This is a genomic window from Nostoc sp. C96, assembly GCF_059384975.1.
Genome location: NZ_CM182020.1, coordinates 407,333 through 422,224, shown reverse-complemented (window position 1 = coordinate 422,224; position 14,892 = coordinate 407,333). Strand labels below are relative to the sequence as shown.

Here is a 14,892-nt window from a genome sequence, read left to right as displayed (position 1 = left end):
ATGAAGATAAAATAAGGAGTATTTAGACTTCAGGCTTTACATTCATCCTTAATCAATAATCTCGCCAGTTTTTTTGAGTTTTCTCACCTTCTTACCTTCTGGTGTAAAGGTATAGCAAACGCGACTAGCGACATTTTGTTTTGTGGAATAGAGCATCACATTAGAACTATGGATCGGGTACTCCTGAGTCATGATCCGCCCAGATTCCCCTTCTTGTTGGGGTTTAAGGTGCTTAGTCTTAATGTTGACACCTTTAACAACAACTTTGCTCAGTTCCGGTAATGCTTTAATGATTTCGCCAACTTTGCCTTTGTCTTTGCCAGCAATCACTTGCACGGTGTCGCCAGTTTTGACGTGCATTTTATGAAATTCTTTTTCCTTTTGCCTTGCCATTACAGCACCTCCGGGGCTAAGGAAACAATTTTAGTAAAGTTTTTGTCTCGTAATTCCCGTGCTACTGGGCCAAATACCCGTGTGCCTCTGGGATTACCATCTTTGTTGATGATCACTGCGGCATTATCATCAAAGCGGATAGTCATACCGCTATCACGATGAATGTTGTGACGAGTACGAACAATCACAGCTTCCACAACATCTGATTTTTTCACAGCCATGTTAGGAATAGCATCTTTGACAACAGCAATAATTTTGTCGCCGATAAAACCGTAACGACTGTTACCCGCGCCTAGAACTCGGATACACATCAGTTTACGAGCGCCGCTGTTATCTGCCACATTCAAGTAAGTTTGGGGTTGAATCACAATTGGTCTCCCTTGTGCAGTTGCTAGTTGAATAACAACTTATGAATTTTTAGTGTTGAGGATTTCTGTGACTTGCCAGCGCTTGGTTTTGCTCAGGGGTCTGGTTTCCTGAATCCGCACGCGATCGCCCACTTTGCATTTATTTTCTTCATCGTGAGCTTTATAGCGGCGGGTTTTCACTACAATCTTGCCGTACTTGGGATGGGGAGCGCGGTTTTCAATGGCAACTACCACTGTTTTCTGCATTTTGTCGCTCACTACCAAGCCAACTCGTTCTTTGATTGCCATAATCTCTTATTTTTCTTCCTTAACCGGTTGATTTGCTGCCCGTTTGCGTTCTCCCTCTACCGTTAAGAGTTGGGCGAGGCGATGGCGAGCATGGCGGAATTGGTGAGGTTTTTCTAGTTGTCTGGTTGCCTTTTGCAAGCGCAACTGAAACAGTTGTCTTTTAGTGGCGATAATTTCCTCAGATAATTTCTCGTCACTTAATTCTCTAGCTTCTGAAATCTTGGGAAGCGGCATAACCTACTCCTGCTCCTCTTCTATTTGAGGGCGCACAATAAATTTGGTTTTAATTGGCAGCTTAAATGCAGCTAGGCGCATAGCCTCACGGGCAATTTCTTCCGAAACACCAGCGATTTCAAACAAAATCCGCCCTGGTTTAACTACAGCTACCCAAAATTCTGGATTACCTTTACCAGAACCCATCCGGGTTTCTGCGGGACGCATGGTAACAGGTTTATCTGGGAAAATCCGAATCCAGATTTTGCCACCCCGACGAATATAACGAGTCATCGCCCGACGGGAAGCCTCAATTTGCCGAGAGGTTATCCAAGCTGGTTCTTGTGCTTGGAGTGCAAAATCACCAAAGTTGAGGGTGCTACCCCGATGGGCTAAATACCGCCATCCGCCCGCGCTGTTGTTTGCGGAATTTAGTTCTTCTAGGACTTAACATGATTTGTCAAGGGTCAAGGGTCAAGGGTCAATAGTCAATATTGACTATCCTTCATTGGAACGGTCTTCAAACTGCTGGCGACGGCGCTGTTGTTGGCGGCGACGAGGTTCACGTTCGCGGGTTGTGGGTTGGGGTTGAGTTTCTTCCTGTCCAGGAATAATTTCTCCTTTAAATACCCACACTTTGATGCCCAAAATACCGTAAACAGTTTTTGCTGTGCAGTAAGCGTAATCAATGTCAGCCCGCAAGGTGTGTAAGGGTACTCTACCTTCACGCGTCCACTCTGTCCGAGCAATTTCTGCACCGTTGAGCCGACCACTGACTTGAATTTTAATTCCTTGAATTCCAGCGCGTTGCGCCCGTTGAATTGCTTGGCGGACTACGCGACGGAAGGAAACACGGCGTTCTAGTTGTTGAGCAATGTATTCTGAAATTAAGTAAGCATCAGCATCAACTCGTTGTACTTCGACAACGTTGATCCGAATTTGGCGATTGCTACCCAACAAATCTTGTAATCCGGTGCGTAAGGATTCGATACCTTGTCCACCACGTCCTACGACTACGCCTGGGCGTGCTGTCCGCACTTCTAAATCAATTTGATCTGCTTTGCGCTCAATTCTGACTTCAGAAATGCCAGCATTATTTTGAGCAAGTCTACCCAGTTTTTGTTCTATATACTTACGAAGTTTGTGATCTTCTTGTAAAAGTTCTGGATAGCGTTCAGGATCTGCGTACCAACGGGATTGGTGTTCTTGGGTAATTCCGAGGCGAAAGCCAACTGGATGAATTTTTTGTCCCACAAATGCTTCCTCTAAAGTTTCTGGTAATTATTCCGCAGTGTCGCCAGCAGCTACAGCTACTGTGATGTGACATGTAGGTTTGCGAATTTGGTAAGCTCGACCTTGCGCTCTAGGTTGGAAACGTTTCAGGACTGGGCCTTGATCAGCGTAAGCTTGGGTAATCACCAGTTGAGCGCGGTCTAGACCTGCATTATGTTCAGCATTTGCGGCTGCGCTTCTGATCAGTTTCAGTACTGGTTCACAAGCCCGATAAGGCATGAATTCCAGGATTATCAGCGCTTCTCTATAAGACCGCCCCCGAATTTGATCAAGTACACGACGCACCTTAAAGGGAGACATACGTATATAACGGGCGATCGCTTTTACTTCTGTAGTATTAGTTGCCATGTTTTTCTCCTTGAGTCGGTCAATGGTCAATGGTCAATGGTCAATGGTCATTTGTTGGGACTCTTGACTATTGACTTTTGACTTTGGACTCTTTCTTATCTACCCGCTTTTTTGTCACTTTTGCCATGACCCCTGTAGGTGCGTGTTGGGGCAAATTCTCCCAACTTGTGTCCTACCATTTGATCACTGATAAACACAGGTACGTGCTGTCTGCCATTATGAACAGCAATAGTGTGTCCTACCATTTGGGGCAGAATTGTTGATGCTCTTGACCAAGTTTTAATAACTTGTTTTTCGTTTCTATCATTCAGCTTTTCAATTTTGCTGAGTAAATGATCGGCAACGAAAGGCCCTTTTTTTAGTGAACGACCCATAGTTAAATTTAAGATTTAGGATTTGGGATTTTGGATTTATTAATTTGGACTTTGGATCATGTATCAATCTAAAATCCAAATTTTGAAATCTAAAATTTTAAGACTGACGACCACCACGACCACGTTTGGAAGATTTGCGCCGACGACGCACAATCAACTTACTGCTAGGTTTCTTGGGTTTGCGTGTCTTGGCTCCCAATGTTGGTTTACCCCAAGGTGTGACTGGGCCAGATCTCCCAATGGGCGCTCTACCTTCACCACCACCATGTGGGTGATCCACTGGGTTCATAACGCTACCTCTAACCTTTGGACGGCGACCTTTCCAACGGTTGCGTCCCGCTTTACCAGCACTTAGGTTTCTCGCATCGGTGTTGCCTACTTGACCGATGGTGGCGTAGCATTCACGTCGCACCATCCGCACTTCTCCTGAAGGCAATTTGAGAGTTACATAATTACCTTCTTTTGCAACTACTTGGGCTGTAGCGCCAGCAGAACGGACAATTTGACCACCTTTACCAGCGGTAAGCTCAACGTTATGAACGCTTGTACCCAAAGGAATGTTTGCTAATGGTAAGGCGTTACCATCTTCAATAGGAGACTCAGGGCCAGCAATTAAAGTTTTACCTACAGTCAATCCATTGGGTTGGAGAATGTAGCGTTTTTCCCCATCCTGATATTGCAGCAAGGCAATGCGAGCGTTCCGGTTAGGATCGTACTCAATTGCTAATACTGTAGCGGGAATGTTTCGCTTATCTCTTTTAAAATCGATAATCCGATAAAGTTTTTTGTGTCCGCCACCCCGACGACGGCTGGTTATCCGCCCTTGATTATTGCGACCTTTGGCGCGATGGATATAAACTGTCAGAGACTTTTCCGGCTCAGTTTTGGTAATTTCTGAAAAGTCGGAGATAGTAACTTGACGAGTGCTGGGGGTATAAGGGCGATAAGAACGAGTACCCATCTTGTGTTAGACCTCTGGGAATAGAATCTGTCTAATCTTCTGTGCGTCCCCAGGTGAGACGGTGACAATAGCTTTTTTATATTGAGGCTTGTAGCCAACAAATTTGCCAACACGACGTTTTTTACGTGGCTGTGTAGCAGTATTAATTTTGACTACCTTGACTTGAAACAAGTCTTCGATCGCTGCTTTAATATTTGGCTTGGTTGCTTTAAGTACTACTTCAAAAGTGTATTGATTCTGTTCCATCAGAATCGTCGCTTTTTCAGTAACAATTGGGCGACGTACCAAGTCAGGCAGATCACGGGGGTCAATTTTAGGCACTGTAGACCTCCTGGATTTTTTCTAATGCTGGTGCGGTGACTACAATTTTGTCAGCGTGCAGCAAGTCATAAACATTGAGCTGATCTGCTGCAATAATTTTTAAATTTTCTACGTTGCGTCCAGACAAATAAATGGTATCGGCAAGCTCAGACAAAATTAATAAGCTCTTTTGCTCTGGATTTGCTCCCCAACGTGCCAAAGCGGCAACTAAGTCCTTCGTTTTTGGGCGAGAAAGTTCGTTACTGAATTCCTCTACCACAATTAAGTCATCAGCACGACTTACGAAAGCTGTCCGTAATGCTAACCGCCGTTCTTTACGGTTCATTTTGAGGTCGTATTCTCTGGGTTTTGGCCCAAAGATCACACCACCACCACGCCATAATGGCGAACGAATAGAACCTGCACGAGCGCGACCTGTACCTTTTTGCCGCCAAGGTTTGCGTCCACCACCTCGAACTTCCGAGCGAGTTTTTGTACTAGCGGTTCCTTGACGAGCGTTGGTCGTTTGTCTAACTAAGGCGCGGTGTACAATATGCGCCGCTGTTTCTTCTTTGGCAACCCGTAAGTCGAACGTTTTTTGTCCAACTTCCTCTCCTTGCCAGTTTTTAACTACAGTCTCAACCATTTTTTTGTCCTTTGTCATTTGTCCTTTGTCATTTGTCATTTGTTCTTTGTCATTTGTCTTTAGCTAATGACTAATGACTCATGACTAATGACCATTGACCATTGACTATTTACCAACTTTCTTTGCAGGTACAACACTCACTAAGGCACCTGGTTTACCAGGGATTGCTCCTTTAATGAGTAACAAGTTGCGTTCTGCGTCTACACGCACAACTGTCAATTTACTAATGGTGACGCGGGTACCACCCAAACGCCCTGCCATTCTTTTTCCTGGATACACACGACCGGGTGTTGTACCAGCACCAATGGAACCGGGCGCTCTGTGGTTTTTGGAACCGTGAGACATTGGCCCGCGACCAAAGTTATTCCGTTTTTGGTTGCCTGCAAAACCGCGACCGATGCTTGTACCGATTACATCTACGATTTGACCAGCACTAAAAATATCTGCTTTAATTTCTTGTCCTAATGTGTATTCGCCAGAATTATCTGTGCGAAACTCACTCAGGTGACGTAAAGCTGGGGCTGATGATTTTGCTAAGTGACCCAACAAGGGTTTGTTGAGTGCTTTTGGTTTGACTTCGCCGTAACCAAGTTGAATGGCGGCGTAACCATCAGTTTGTTTTGTTTTAACTTGGGTAACAGTGCATGGCCCCGCTTGAATGACTGTGACAGGAATTGCTGCTCCTGCTTCGTCAAATACTTGGGTCATGCCCAGCTTGGTGCCGAGAATACCTACAGACACAGTAACTGGTTCTCCTTTTTACTTACTGAGCAGATTCATGGGGATATTCGGCGTTGTTCCGACTGAGGGAGGACGATCCTCAGCAATTTCCAGCAGTAATTACTGCTTTCTCTTATCCGGAAAACAAAAACCGTTCCCTTACTTTTTAGTGAATCCGTTTACTTGAATTCAGTTGCTTACTAAAACAGCCAAGAGTTGAATTCCCAAAGGAATTACCAACTTTTGACTTTAAGGCAATGCTCTAAAGCTTTGCACTTTGTGCAGCAATGCTTTCGTCCAAGCAATTGCTTAGGCACATTCTGGAGACGGCTCTTTGGGTTGTCTCCATTTTGTAGAAGGACTTAAGTAGTTATTTACCACTCAGTATCCTGATAACTAAGATTCTTGTACTACTACAGCGCTAGTATTACGACTCAGTTTCTACTTTAAACATCACCTTAAACTATTGTTCAAGGTTTTGCCTAGTTTATCCGGTCTATAGGATGGAATATAGATTCTATCCTGCTTATGGCTTTGAGTACTTAGCCATAATTTTGTTAGTGAACATTCAGGCTTTCTTAGTTTAGCAGTCTCTTGCCATCTTGGGCTAAATCGTAACCTGATTCTACTCAATCAGCTGTTTAGATGTTATCCCCATATAAATGAAAAAGAAAAGCGCTATTTTGCCATTTGGTCACAATCTCACATTATAGATGAAGGTGGTGATATTTGTCGAGTATTTTGCAAGATAGTTTGTGACAAGGCTTTGGCGAGTCAAGACCACATATATATTATTGAATTATTGAGCGAATAAATTATTAGAGGCCAGTTGTCTGAAGAGATTTGCCTTGTCAGTCAAGGCTTTTGGCTGTTTTGGACTAGTTACTATCCTACAGCACCTTAAATATTTTACTTAACAGTAAATAATAGAGATATGTAAGTGGGATAGGATAAACAAAAATCTATGGCTCTAATTACCACTGGCAATGGTTTCATCCGAGATTTGGAAAAATTTGGCGCTCTCGGTACGTACGTCCCTTTAGAGGGAGGTTTTGAAGGTCGATATCGCCGCCGACTGCGTGCAGCTGGCTATGTGACTTTAAATATGACTGCTAGGGGATTGGGCGATGTGGCTGCTTATCTCACAGGAGTTCATGGAGTCAGACCACCGCATCTGGGTAAGAAAAGTTCTGGTAGTGGTGCGGCTGTGGGTAATGTCTATTATTTACCTCCAATTGTTAACTATCAGTTAGAACAGCTACCACCCAAATCTAAGGGTTTGGTTTTGTGGATTATTGAAGGGCATATTCTGTCTGACCAAGAAATTGAGTTTTTAGCAGAATTGCCTAAATTGGAACCAAAGGTAAAAGTAGTGGTGGAAAGAGGCGGTAGTCGTGCTTTCAACTGGAAGCCTTTGACAGCTACCTTCGCGGTTAGTTCTCAGGCTGTGTAATTATTTTGGATTAATCTTTGGGCGATCGCATCTCTTGTTTTATAGATGCGATCGCTTTTTATATTAAAGTGCGATCGCTCGTAAGTATTAGCTCTCTCGTCTACTGATATCAAGTTAGAAAGCGTACTTTAAGAAAAATGTAACTCCACAGTAATAGAAAAATTTTTATTGTAAACATTTATTTGGACGATCGCTAGTTTGCATTATAGGTGCGATCGCTCAATTTTTGTGATTAAGTTGCGATCGCACTGGTTATCTCATAGCAGAACTTTTAGTTCTATTTGCTGATAGCCAATTTGTGGTGGATAGGTTCGAGATAGAGAAGATAATAAGTTTCGATAAATTGTAAGTATCCTGTCGTATAAGTACTGAGTATAAAGTATTAAAAATATTATTTATTTGAGATAGTAGACAAAGAAATATACTGAGAAAACAAACCAAAATAGTAGGATAAAGTTTATTCTAAATTTGCTTAATATATAAAAGAATTTATACATTCTACGGAACTTATTCCTTATGCTAGAGAAGTCGGAAATGAGTATAAGAAAATGAATAAACTCTGGCGTATTTTAATGGTTTCCAGCCTAGTTGGATTAGGTACTTTATTTAATGCTAAAGCTCAAGCCGCTTCTTTTGAGATTGACTCTACCTACACTTTTTTGAAAACCCAAGCTGATACAACTTATTACAATAGTGTTCAGACAATTGCTGGTAATACTAAAGCAATCTCTTTAGCAGATTTGGGTCTTGAAGCTGGAAATACAATTCGTTTAACTACTTCTGGTGCATTTAACTGGAGTGTTTGGAACCCTGGACAAAGAAACGATATGATTGGGGTCTTCAGTGCGTCAGATACATTGCTTGATTCGTCTTTTCAACAGCGCATAGCTGATGCTATTAGCCTTGATTCTGAAGATGCGAGTAAGTATGGCTATACAGAAGCAAGCTGGACTTCTAATACTTTATTTGATTCCAGTTATTCTGCTGGCGCTACATTTGATTCAGCAAAGAATGCTTATATGTGTGATGGTGCAAGTTTGAGCGACCCTACTAGAACTTGCGGTCAAAAAACGCTGTTTGATGGTGTGTTTGGAATCTTAGGCGAGATGACAATTAAGATTCCCACTAACGCTAAGTTTTTATTCTTGGCGGTTAATGATATTTTTTACAGCGATAACACTGAAAAAATGTTGGTTGATATAACTAATGCAGAATCTGTAAATAACTTAGCCAGCGCCAAATATGTAAATGATACAACCTCTGTTCCTGAACCAAGTGCAGTTGTTGGGATTGCGGCTACACTTGCATTGGCTTTAAAAATGAAGTCGAAAAGACAGGTTGCTAATTAATTTGTTTGTAAGAACTCACGAGTCAGAATCCTAGATAAATAAAGAGTCTGCTAGATAGAAATTTTATTATTCTAATAGTATTTGTTATCAAACTCTAAACAATCTTACTTCTGTATTCTGCATTCTTACATTTTCTTGCCGATTTTATTAGAGAAGGAGAGACATATTGATTTTGGGGACTTATATTTATTAATTCTCCAGCTTTGAATTTAATGGACTAAAGTTTGGGCGATCGCTTTTCTGAATTATAGATGCGATCGCCTATTTTTTAAGTCATATTTACATATTAGAAAATTTAGTACTTAATAATAAGCTAATTTTCTCAGAAATATTATCTATGAGACAAGTTGTAAGCCTAAAAATAGAGCAGCAATAGTTCCTGATACTGAAATTTCACCTTGATATATTTTATCTAACACTTCGGTAACAGGAATTAAAATTACTTCAATTTCTTCTGTAATATCTAAATTCTGTTCCCCAATTTTTATGACATTCTCAGCTAAAAATAAATGTATGCGATTTGTATCTTTGCTGGGTTTATCATAAAAAACAGTGACTTTTTTGATTTGTTGAGCAAGATAACCAGTTTCTTCTTGTAATTCTCGTATGGCTGCGATTTCTGCACTTTCTTGTGTGAGGTCAAAATGTCCGGCTGGTAATTCGATAAAAAAATCTGCAACTGCGTGTCGGTATTGTCGGACGAAAACAATTTCTTGATTACTGGTAATTGGCAAAATAATGGCAATTTCTGGTTTAATACTGACAAAATAATCATCAATGACCTTACCATTAGGTAATTCGATTTTATCTTGCCTAACTCTGCACCAAGGATGGTTTAACACCATTTCTGATTGCAAGATTTTCCATTTCTTGAGATTGCTCATAGATGCTAATTAATAAATGTAAAAAAGTATAACAGATGCAGAAAATCAGCTAAAATCCCTTAAACTATTTTCTGCCCTAGCCATGATAGAGCAGACTTATGCAAGTAGAAGTCAAGGTATTTACTGTCAATAAACGATTTCCCTTAACTATTAGTCGGGGTACAACTGCACAGACAACGAATGTATGGGTAAAAATTTCACAAGATGATATTGAGGGCTGGGGTGAAGCATCACCGTTTGGTGTTGGGAATCATGCTCAAAAAACCGAGCAAATCAAAGATGCTATCGAGCAAGTTATACCATTATTAACAACTTTTAGTCCTTTGCAGAGACAGCAAGTTGAGCAGTTGTTAATTCAACAGCAGATTCCTTCTGCGGCGCGGGCGGCGGTGGATATGGCGATGCACGATTGGTTGGGTAAGTTTGTTGGCTTACCACTGTGGCAGATTTGGGGATGCGATCGCAATCTCATTGTCCCGACTTCGGTAACTATTGGCATAAATTCACCAGAGGGCGCTAGGGAGAGGGCGCGAGACTGGTTAAATTATCTGGATGTCCGGCTGTTTAAGGTGAAATTAGGTAGTCCCGATGGTATTGATGCAGATCAGCAAATGCTATTAGCAGTCCAACAAGAAGCACCACATCTAGAATTTTTTGTGGATGCAAATGGCGGTTGGAGTTTGCCAGATGCAATTAAGATGTGTCATTGGTTAGCTGATTTAGGTGTAAAGTATGTAGAACAACCACTGGCAAGGGGTCAGGAAGAAAGTTTAGCCGCACTCAAACAAGAGTCACCCCTACCGATTTTTGTTGATGAAAGTTGCTTTACTAGCGTTGATATTCCCCATTTGGCGAACTACGTGGATGGAATTAATATCAAACTGATGAAGTCAGGGGGCTTAACTGAAGCATTGCGGATGGTACACACAGCGCGGGCTTACAATTTACAAGTGATGTTTGGCTGCTATTCTGACAGTTCACTCGCTAACACAGCCGCAGCACAATTAGCACCACTCGCTGATTATTTAGATTTAGACAGTCACCTGAACTTAGTTGATGACCCGTTTATGGGTGCATTAGTAGTAGAAGGAAAAGTTTTACCAAACGATTTACCAGGCTTGGGGGTACAATACAGTGCGTTTGCCGCTTAATCAACGAATCGCTATTCTGCTGCATGAAGGAACTACAGGAACACAGGGCAAAACAGGGTTGGCAATTTTACGCTACAGTGAAGCCCCGATTGTCGCAGTTATTGATAAGGTAAGTGCTGGTAGGTATTTTGCCAGAATTAACAGGTATCAAGCGTGATGTGCCGATTGTGGAATCTGTCACCGCAGCTTTGGCATATAAACCAGAAGTATTAGTAATTGGGATCGCACCCAAAGGTGGTGCTGTACCCGATGATTATTGGGTAGAAATCAAAGATGCGCTAGAGGCTGGGATGTCTTTAGTGAATGGTTTACACACACCATTGGCGACAATGGCAGAGTTAAATGCAATTCTCAAACCAGGACAGTTAATTTGGGATGTCCGCAAAGAACCACCAAATATAGAGGTAGCGAGTGGGATGGCGCGGACGCTTCCCTGTCGCCGTGTGTTGACGGTGGGAACAGATATGGCGATTGGGAAAATGTCTACTAGTTTAGAACTGCACTGGGCGGCAAAGTTGCGGGGTTGGCGTTCTAAGTTTATCGCTACAGGTCAAACTGGTTTGATGTTAGAAGGGGATGGTATAGCTTTAGATGCAGTCCGAGTAGATTTTGCGGCTGGTGCTGTGGAACAAATAGTGATGCGTTATGGCAAAAACTATGACATTCTGCAAATTGAAGGACAAGGTTCGCTGTTACATCCTGGTTCTACAGCTACCTTGCCTTTGATTCGCGGTTCCCAACCTACACAACTGGTATTAGTACATCGGGCGGGACAAACCCACAACCGGAATAATCCTCATGTCCCAATTCCACCGTTAACGAAAGTGATTCAAATGTATGAATCTGTAGCGAGTGCTGGTGGTGCTTTTGGGAAAGTACCTGTGGTGGGTATAGCATTAAATACTGCACATTTAGATGAATTTGCTGCCCAAGAAGCGATCGCCCAAACTACAGCCGAAACCGGTTTAGCTTGCACCGATCCGGTGCGTTTTGGTGCTGGGTTGTTGTTAGATGCAGTGATGCGGAGTGAAGTATGAAGTGTGAAGTCTGAAATTTCACACTTCTATTGAGATCAAAGATCCTACATTTGGGAAAACTACCAAATAGGCATCACCTTGAGACTGTTGTATGAAACCTACTTTACACAAAGGGAAACTAACAACTTGGAAGGATGATAGAGGCTTTGGCTTTATCAAACCTGATGGTGGTGGTAAAGAGGTTTTCTTACATATCAGTGCTTTAAAAGGAGCAGGTCGTCGCCCAAAGCTTGGAGATACAATTCTATACGAGCAAGTTGTTGAAGCAAATGGCAAGATACGTGCTACCAAAGCCTCAATTCAAGGTGTTGTGCCTCAAACTTCGTCAATTAAGAGAAAAAACAGAAAAGGTGGATCGCTCAAAACCGCTGTTGGGGTCGTAATTTTAGCTGCCATTGCTCTGTTTAGTCGTAGTCCTTTTCCCCCACCAATTAGTCGTAGTCCTTTTCCCCCACCAATTAGTCGTAGTCCTTTTCCCCCACCAATTAGTCGTAGTCCTTTTCCCCCACCAATTACATTTATTATGCAGCCAGGATGTAAGATTAAAGGCAATATTTCAATTGCTACAGGAAACAAACTATATCATCTTCCGGGTATGGAAGATTACAGATCAACTGTTATTGATCCATTTAAGGGAGAGAGGTGGTTTTGTACAGAGAAAGAAGCGATCGCAGCTGGTTGGCGTAAAGCTCCAAGGTAGACGCAGCAACCCAATACATCATAACTACAGCCTGCACTCAAATTTCAGACTACCCTTCGGGAAGCCGCGCAAAGCGCGTCTACATACTTCATACTTCAGACTTTGTTTCACAGCGATCGCAAATTCCCTGCACAGTCACTTCATATCTTTCTGCTTTCAATCCAGACCGCAGTTTGTTCAAATCAATACACTCAAATGTATCCCAGCCAATATCTTCAATAGCACCACAACACTTGCAGCGAAAATGATGATGTAGTCCCACGTTGGCATCATAACGAGATACACCTTCTTCTAAAAGCACTTCTCGGACTAAGCCTACCTCGCGTAATGCTTGCAATGCCGCATAAACAGTGGCTTGGGATGAAGTTGGCGCATCCTGATTCAAGTTTGTCAGAATTTGATCTACCGTAGGATGGTCTTCTCGTGCCAGTAGATTTGCGTATACTGCGAAGCGCTGGGGAGTCACTCGCAATCCCTTGCTCTTGAGTGTTTTGACAATCTCATCAGCTTTTTGCTGCATAGCATTTACTTGAATCACATTAACAGACCTAAGATTGTTATTATAACGTTTCTTTTCTTGGCATTTCACCTATTTCAGAAATATAAATTTAATAGAGTATTTATAACTATTTTATCTTTCTGAAATCATAATTATTCTGGTTTCAAAATATGAAAGTTTATACCTTGAGATTGTAGTAAAACAGTGGCGATCGCTCTAGGCGGATAGGGTCAGTTACTCATAGCATTAAAACAGCCCCTTTGCATAAACAAACTCAGCATGAACCGAACCAGGAAGTCTCTGCTGTTAACCTTGAGTTGGATTTTGTTGTCAGTTAGTACATCAATTGTAATTATTCTGACGCAACCTTTAGCACCTGTTCCAGCCCAAGAACCTGCAACTACAACTGTAGAAACAAAAGATACACCCAATTCCGAAAGTCCAAAGCCAAATCAGACCGAAAAACCAGATGCGGCGGCGGAACCTGCACTCACTTCCGAAGAAATTGCGCGTCAACAGAAGTTTATCGCCGCAGACAAGTTATATCTCGCCGGAAATATTACTGAGGCGGAAAAACTCTATCGGGAAGTAAAAACTCCATTTACCAACACAGATATTACAACTCAAGAACGCAAACCAGCAATTCTTGACGCGATGCAACTATCACCAGCTGGCAAAGTTTACTGGCGAGAATCAGAGGCGGGAATTGCGGCTAAGTTGCAAACTAGAACAGAAGTACCGCTGAAATTACTAGTCGAACAGTATCCTGAATTTATTCCTGGTCATATTCGCTATGCTGAGATTCTCAAGCAATATAATCGCCCTAAAGAAGCTGTAGATATTTTAGAACGAGCATCGTCACTATATCCCGATCAGCCAGATTTAATTAAAGCCAAAGTTACAGCACTAGCTGATGAAAAAAAATGGATGGAAGCATCGTTAGCAGCGCGTCAATTTGCGATTCTTTATCCTAATGATCCGCAAGCCGAGGAGTTTACCCAACTTGCAGACAAAAATCTCAAACGCTACAAAGCCCATATCCGCGAAGAGATTAGAGGCAATACTCTCGCTAACATCATCACAGGTGCAGTGGGCTATGCGGTGACAGGTAGTTTGTTAGGGCCATTTTCTGCGTTAGACTCTACCATCTTGCTGCTGCAAGGCGAAGGTGCGGTGGGTGAGTCGGTAGCTAAACAAGCCAAACAACAGCTACCATTAGTTAAAGATGAGGAAGTGCTGGCCTACATTAACGAAATTGGGCAGAAACTAGTAAAAGTTTCAGGACGCACCGAGTTTAAATATGAATTTTTTGTTATTCCCGAAGAAGAACTGAACGCCTTTGCCTTACCAGGGGGTAAAGTTTTTATTAATGCAGGCGCGATCGCTAAAAGTAATTCCGAAGCTGAAATAGCTGGATTAATCGGTCATGAATTATCTCACGTAGTTTTATCCCACGGTTTTCAATTAATTACCCAAGGAAACCTAATTTCTAACGTTACTCAATATCTGCCTTTTGGTGGTACATTCGGTCAACTCTTTTCTCTTAGCTACAGCCGTGAAATGGAACGTCAAGCAGATGTTCTTGGTACTCGCTTGATTGTGGCTAATGGCTATGCTGCTGATGGGTTGCGTAACTTAATGGCGACGCTGCAAAAGCAACAAAAAAATGCTCCTCCTACTTGGTTATCATCCCACCCAGGCGGTAAAGAACGAGTGAGTTATCTAGAAAACTTGATTACCCGTGGTAACTACAACCGCTACAGCTACGAAGGAGTCGAACGTCACACAGCCATTCAAGCAAAAGTCAAACAACTGTTGAAAGAGAAAAAAGAACGAGAAGAGAAAAAGCGGCGTTCTGAATGAATCAAAAAACAAATTTCTGCGTCACTGTAATTATCAATTAGCTAACCTCATA

General features: G+C 42.2%; 19 protein-coding genes and 2 pseudogenes. 6 read left to right on the top strand and 15 right to left on the bottom strand.

Annotated features, from left to right (window positions below):
• Positions 1 to 48: 48 nt before the first annotated feature.
• The 12 genes and pseudogenes from rplX to rplC form a co-directional block, all read right to left on the bottom strand.
• Positions 49 to 393: a 50S ribosomal protein L24 gene (rplX, locus tag AC504W_RS01785; protein WP_015113420.1), complete on the bottom strand. Its 345-nt coding sequence runs from the start codon at positions 391 to 393 to the stop codon at positions 49 to 51.
• On the bottom strand, positions 393 to 761 hold the full coding sequence (rplN, locus tag AC504W_RS01780; RefSeq protein ID WP_015113421.1) for a 50S ribosomal protein L14: 369 nt from the start codon (positions 759 to 761) through the stop codon (positions 393 to 395). Before rplN ends, rplX begins: the two co-directional genes overlap by 1 nt.
• Positions 762 to 800: 39 nt before the next feature.
• Positions 801 to 1,049, bottom strand: coding sequence for a 30S ribosomal protein S17 (gene rpsQ / locus AC504W_RS01775; RefSeq protein WP_015113422.1), 249 nt, complete (start codon positions 1,047 to 1,049; stop codon positions 801 to 803).
• A 6-nt stretch (positions 1,050 to 1,055) separates the two neighbouring features.
• Entirely contained in the window at positions 1,056 to 1,283 is a 228-nt protein-coding gene (gene rpmC / locus AC504W_RS01770) for a 50S ribosomal protein L29 (protein WP_015113423.1), read from the bottom strand.
• A 3-nt stretch (positions 1,284 to 1,286) separates the two neighbouring features.
• Positions 1,287 to 1,716, bottom strand: a pseudogene (gene rplP / locus AC504W_RS01765) (50S ribosomal protein L16).
• A gap of 44 nt (positions 1,717 to 1,760) precedes the next feature.
• Positions 1,761 to 2,516 carry a 30S ribosomal protein S3 gene (gene rpsC / locus AC504W_RS01760; RefSeq protein ID WP_096584542.1) on the bottom strand — a complete coding sequence of 252 codons (756 nt, stop codon included), beginning with the start codon at positions 2,514 to 2,516 and terminating at the stop codon, positions 1,761 to 1,763.
• Between the two features lie 27 nt (positions 2,517 to 2,543).
• Positions 2,544 to 2,903, bottom strand: coding sequence for a 50S ribosomal protein L22 (gene rplV / locus AC504W_RS01755; protein ID WP_096584545.1), 360 nt, complete (start codon positions 2,901 to 2,903; stop codon positions 2,544 to 2,546).
• 95 nt (positions 2,904 to 2,998) lie between these two features.
• Positions 2,999 to 3,277 (bottom strand): 30S ribosomal protein S19, encoded by a 279-nt coding sequence (gene rpsS, locus AC504W_RS01750; protein WP_015113427.1) that lies wholly within the window; start codon positions 3,275 to 3,277, stop codon positions 2,999 to 3,001.
• A 97-nt stretch (positions 3,278 to 3,374) separates the two neighbouring features.
• Positions 3,375 to 4,238, bottom strand: a complete 864-nt coding sequence (gene rplB, locus AC504W_RS01745; protein ID WP_096584548.1) for a 50S ribosomal protein L2 — start codon at positions 4,236 to 4,238, stop codon at positions 3,375 to 3,377.
• Between the two features lie 6 nt (positions 4,239 to 4,244).
• The gene (locus AC504W_RS01740; protein ID WP_096584551.1) at positions 4,245 to 4,559 is read right to left on the bottom strand and encodes a 50S ribosomal protein L23; all 315 of its coding nucleotides are present in this window, start codon (positions 4,557 to 4,559) and stop codon (positions 4,245 to 4,247) included.
• Positions 4,552 to 5,184: a 50S ribosomal protein L4 gene (gene rplD, locus AC504W_RS01735; protein ID WP_494878527.1), complete on the bottom strand. Its 633-nt coding sequence runs from the start codon at positions 5,182 to 5,184 to the stop codon at positions 4,552 to 4,554. Before rplD ends, AC504W_RS01740 begins: the two co-directional genes overlap by 8 nt.
• Positions 5,185 to 5,289: 105 nt before the next feature.
• Positions 5,290 to 5,925 carry a 50S ribosomal protein L3 gene (gene rplC / locus AC504W_RS01730; protein ID WP_096584554.1) on the bottom strand — a complete coding sequence of 212 codons (636 nt, stop codon included), beginning with the start codon at positions 5,923 to 5,925 and terminating at the stop codon, positions 5,290 to 5,292.
• Positions 5,926 to 6,868: 943 nt separating this feature from the next.
• Between rplC and AC504W_RS01725 the strand changes: the two genes are divergently transcribed.
• Positions 6,869 to 7,357, top strand: coding sequence for an NAD(P)H-quinone oxidoreductase subunit N (locus tag AC504W_RS01725; protein ID WP_096584557.1), 489 nt, complete (start codon positions 6,869 to 6,871; stop codon positions 7,355 to 7,357).
• Here the strand turns inward: AC504W_RS01725 and AC504W_RS01720 are convergent.
• Positions 7,345 to 7,470, bottom strand: a complete 126-nt coding sequence (locus AC504W_RS01720) for a hypothetical protein (protein WP_494875939.1) — start codon at positions 7,468 to 7,470, stop codon at positions 7,345 to 7,347. The two genes, AC504W_RS01725 and AC504W_RS01720, sit on opposite strands and share 13 nt — an antisense overlap.
• A gap of 435 nt (positions 7,471 to 7,905) precedes the next feature.
• On the opposite strand from AC504W_RS01720, the gene AC504W_RS01715 reads away from it, so the two are divergent.
• Entirely contained in the window at positions 7,906 to 8,706 is an 801-nt protein-coding gene (locus AC504W_RS01715; protein WP_494875938.1) for a hypothetical protein, read from the top strand.
• A 335-nt stretch (positions 8,707 to 9,041) separates the two neighbouring features.
• Here AC504W_RS01715 and AC504W_RS01710 read toward each other — a convergent pair whose 3' ends face one another.
• On the bottom strand, positions 9,042 to 9,590 hold the full coding sequence (locus tag AC504W_RS01710; RefSeq protein ID WP_494875937.1) for an NUDIX hydrolase: 549 nt from the start codon (positions 9,588 to 9,590) through the stop codon (positions 9,042 to 9,044).
• Positions 9,591 to 9,688: 98 nt separating this feature from the next.
• On the opposite strand from AC504W_RS01710, the gene AC504W_RS01705 reads away from it, so the two are divergent.
• From AC504W_RS01705 to AC504W_RS01695, 3 genes and pseudogenes are all read left to right on the top strand, one after another.
• Positions 9,689 to 10,741 (top strand): dipeptide epimerase, encoded by a 1,053-nt coding sequence (locus AC504W_RS01705; protein ID WP_494875935.1) that lies wholly within the window; start codon positions 9,689 to 9,691, stop codon positions 10,739 to 10,741.
• Positions 10,725 to 11,778 (top strand): annotated as a pseudogene (locus tag AC504W_RS01700) (N-acetyltransferase DgcN family protein). Before AC504W_RS01705 ends, AC504W_RS01700 begins: the two are co-directional and overlap by 17 nt.
• 91 nt (positions 11,779 to 11,869) lie before the next feature.
• A complete protein-coding gene (locus AC504W_RS01695) occupies positions 11,870 to 12,478 on the top strand; it encodes a cold shock domain-containing protein (RefSeq protein WP_494875931.1) in 609 nt (202 codons plus the stop codon).
• Between the two features lie 88 nt (positions 12,479 to 12,566).
• Here the strand turns inward: AC504W_RS01695 and AC504W_RS01690 are convergent, their stop codons facing one another.
• A complete protein-coding gene (locus AC504W_RS01690; RefSeq protein WP_494878525.1) occupies positions 12,567 to 12,998 on the bottom strand; it encodes a Fur family transcriptional regulator in 432 nt (143 codons plus the stop codon).
• A gap of 258 nt (positions 12,999 to 13,256) precedes the next feature.
• On the opposite strand from AC504W_RS01690, the gene AC504W_RS01685 reads away from it, so the two are divergent.
• Positions 13,257 to 14,840 carry a M48 family metallopeptidase gene (locus AC504W_RS01685; RefSeq protein ID WP_494875930.1) on the top strand — a complete coding sequence of 528 codons (1,584 nt, stop codon included), beginning with the start codon at positions 13,257 to 13,259 and terminating at the stop codon, positions 14,838 to 14,840.
• Positions 14,841 to 14,892 lie beyond the last annotated feature (52 nt).

Coding starts and splice junctions, on each gene's coding strand:
- AC504W_RS01725 (WP_096584557.1), top strand. CDS start 6,869: ATGGCTCTAATTACCACTGGCAATGGTTTCATCCGAGATTTGGAAAAA.
- AC504W_RS01690 (WP_494878525.1), bottom strand. CDS start 12,998: ATGCAGCAAAAAGCTGATGAGATTGTCAAAACACTCAAGAGCAAGGGA.
- AC504W_RS01685 (WP_494875930.1), top strand. CDS start 13,257: ATGAACCGAACCAGGAAGTCTCTGCTGTTAACCTTGAGTTGGATTTTG.
- rplV (WP_096584545.1), bottom strand. CDS start 2,903: ATGGCAACTAATACTACAGAAGTAAAAGCGATCGCCCGTTATATACGT.
- rplD (WP_494878527.1), bottom strand. CDS start 5,184: ATGGTTGAGACTGTAGTTAAAAACTGGCAAGGAGAGGAAGTTGGACAA.
- rpmC (WP_015113423.1), bottom strand. CDS start 1,283: ATGCCGCTTCCCAAGATTTCAGAAGCTAGAGAATTAAGTGACGAGAAA.
- rplX (WP_015113420.1), bottom strand. CDS start 393: ATGGCAAGGCAAAAGGAAAAAGAATTTCATAAAATGCACGTCAAAACT.
- AC504W_RS01695 (WP_494875931.1), top strand. CDS start 11,870: ATGAAACCTACTTTACACAAAGGGAAACTAACAACTTGGAAGGATGAT.
- AC504W_RS01705 (WP_494875935.1), top strand. CDS start 9,689: ATGCAAGTAGAAGTCAAGGTATTTACTGTCAATAAACGATTTCCCTTA.
- rpsS (WP_015113427.1), bottom strand. CDS start 3,277: ATGGGTCGTTCACTAAAAAAAGGGCCTTTCGTTGCCGATCATTTACTC.
- rplB (WP_096584548.1), bottom strand. CDS start 4,238: ATGGGTACTCGTTCTTATCGCCCTTATACCCCCAGCACTCGTCAAGTT.
- AC504W_RS01715 (WP_494875938.1), top strand. CDS start 7,906: ATGAATAAACTCTGGCGTATTTTAATGGTTTCCAGCCTAGTTGGATTA.
- rpsQ (WP_015113422.1), bottom strand. CDS start 1,049: ATGGCAATCAAAGAACGAGTTGGCTTGGTAGTGAGCGACAAAATGCAG.
- AC504W_RS01710 (WP_494875937.1), bottom strand. CDS start 9,590: ATGAGCAATCTCAAGAAATGGAAAATCTTGCAATCAGAAATGGTGTTA.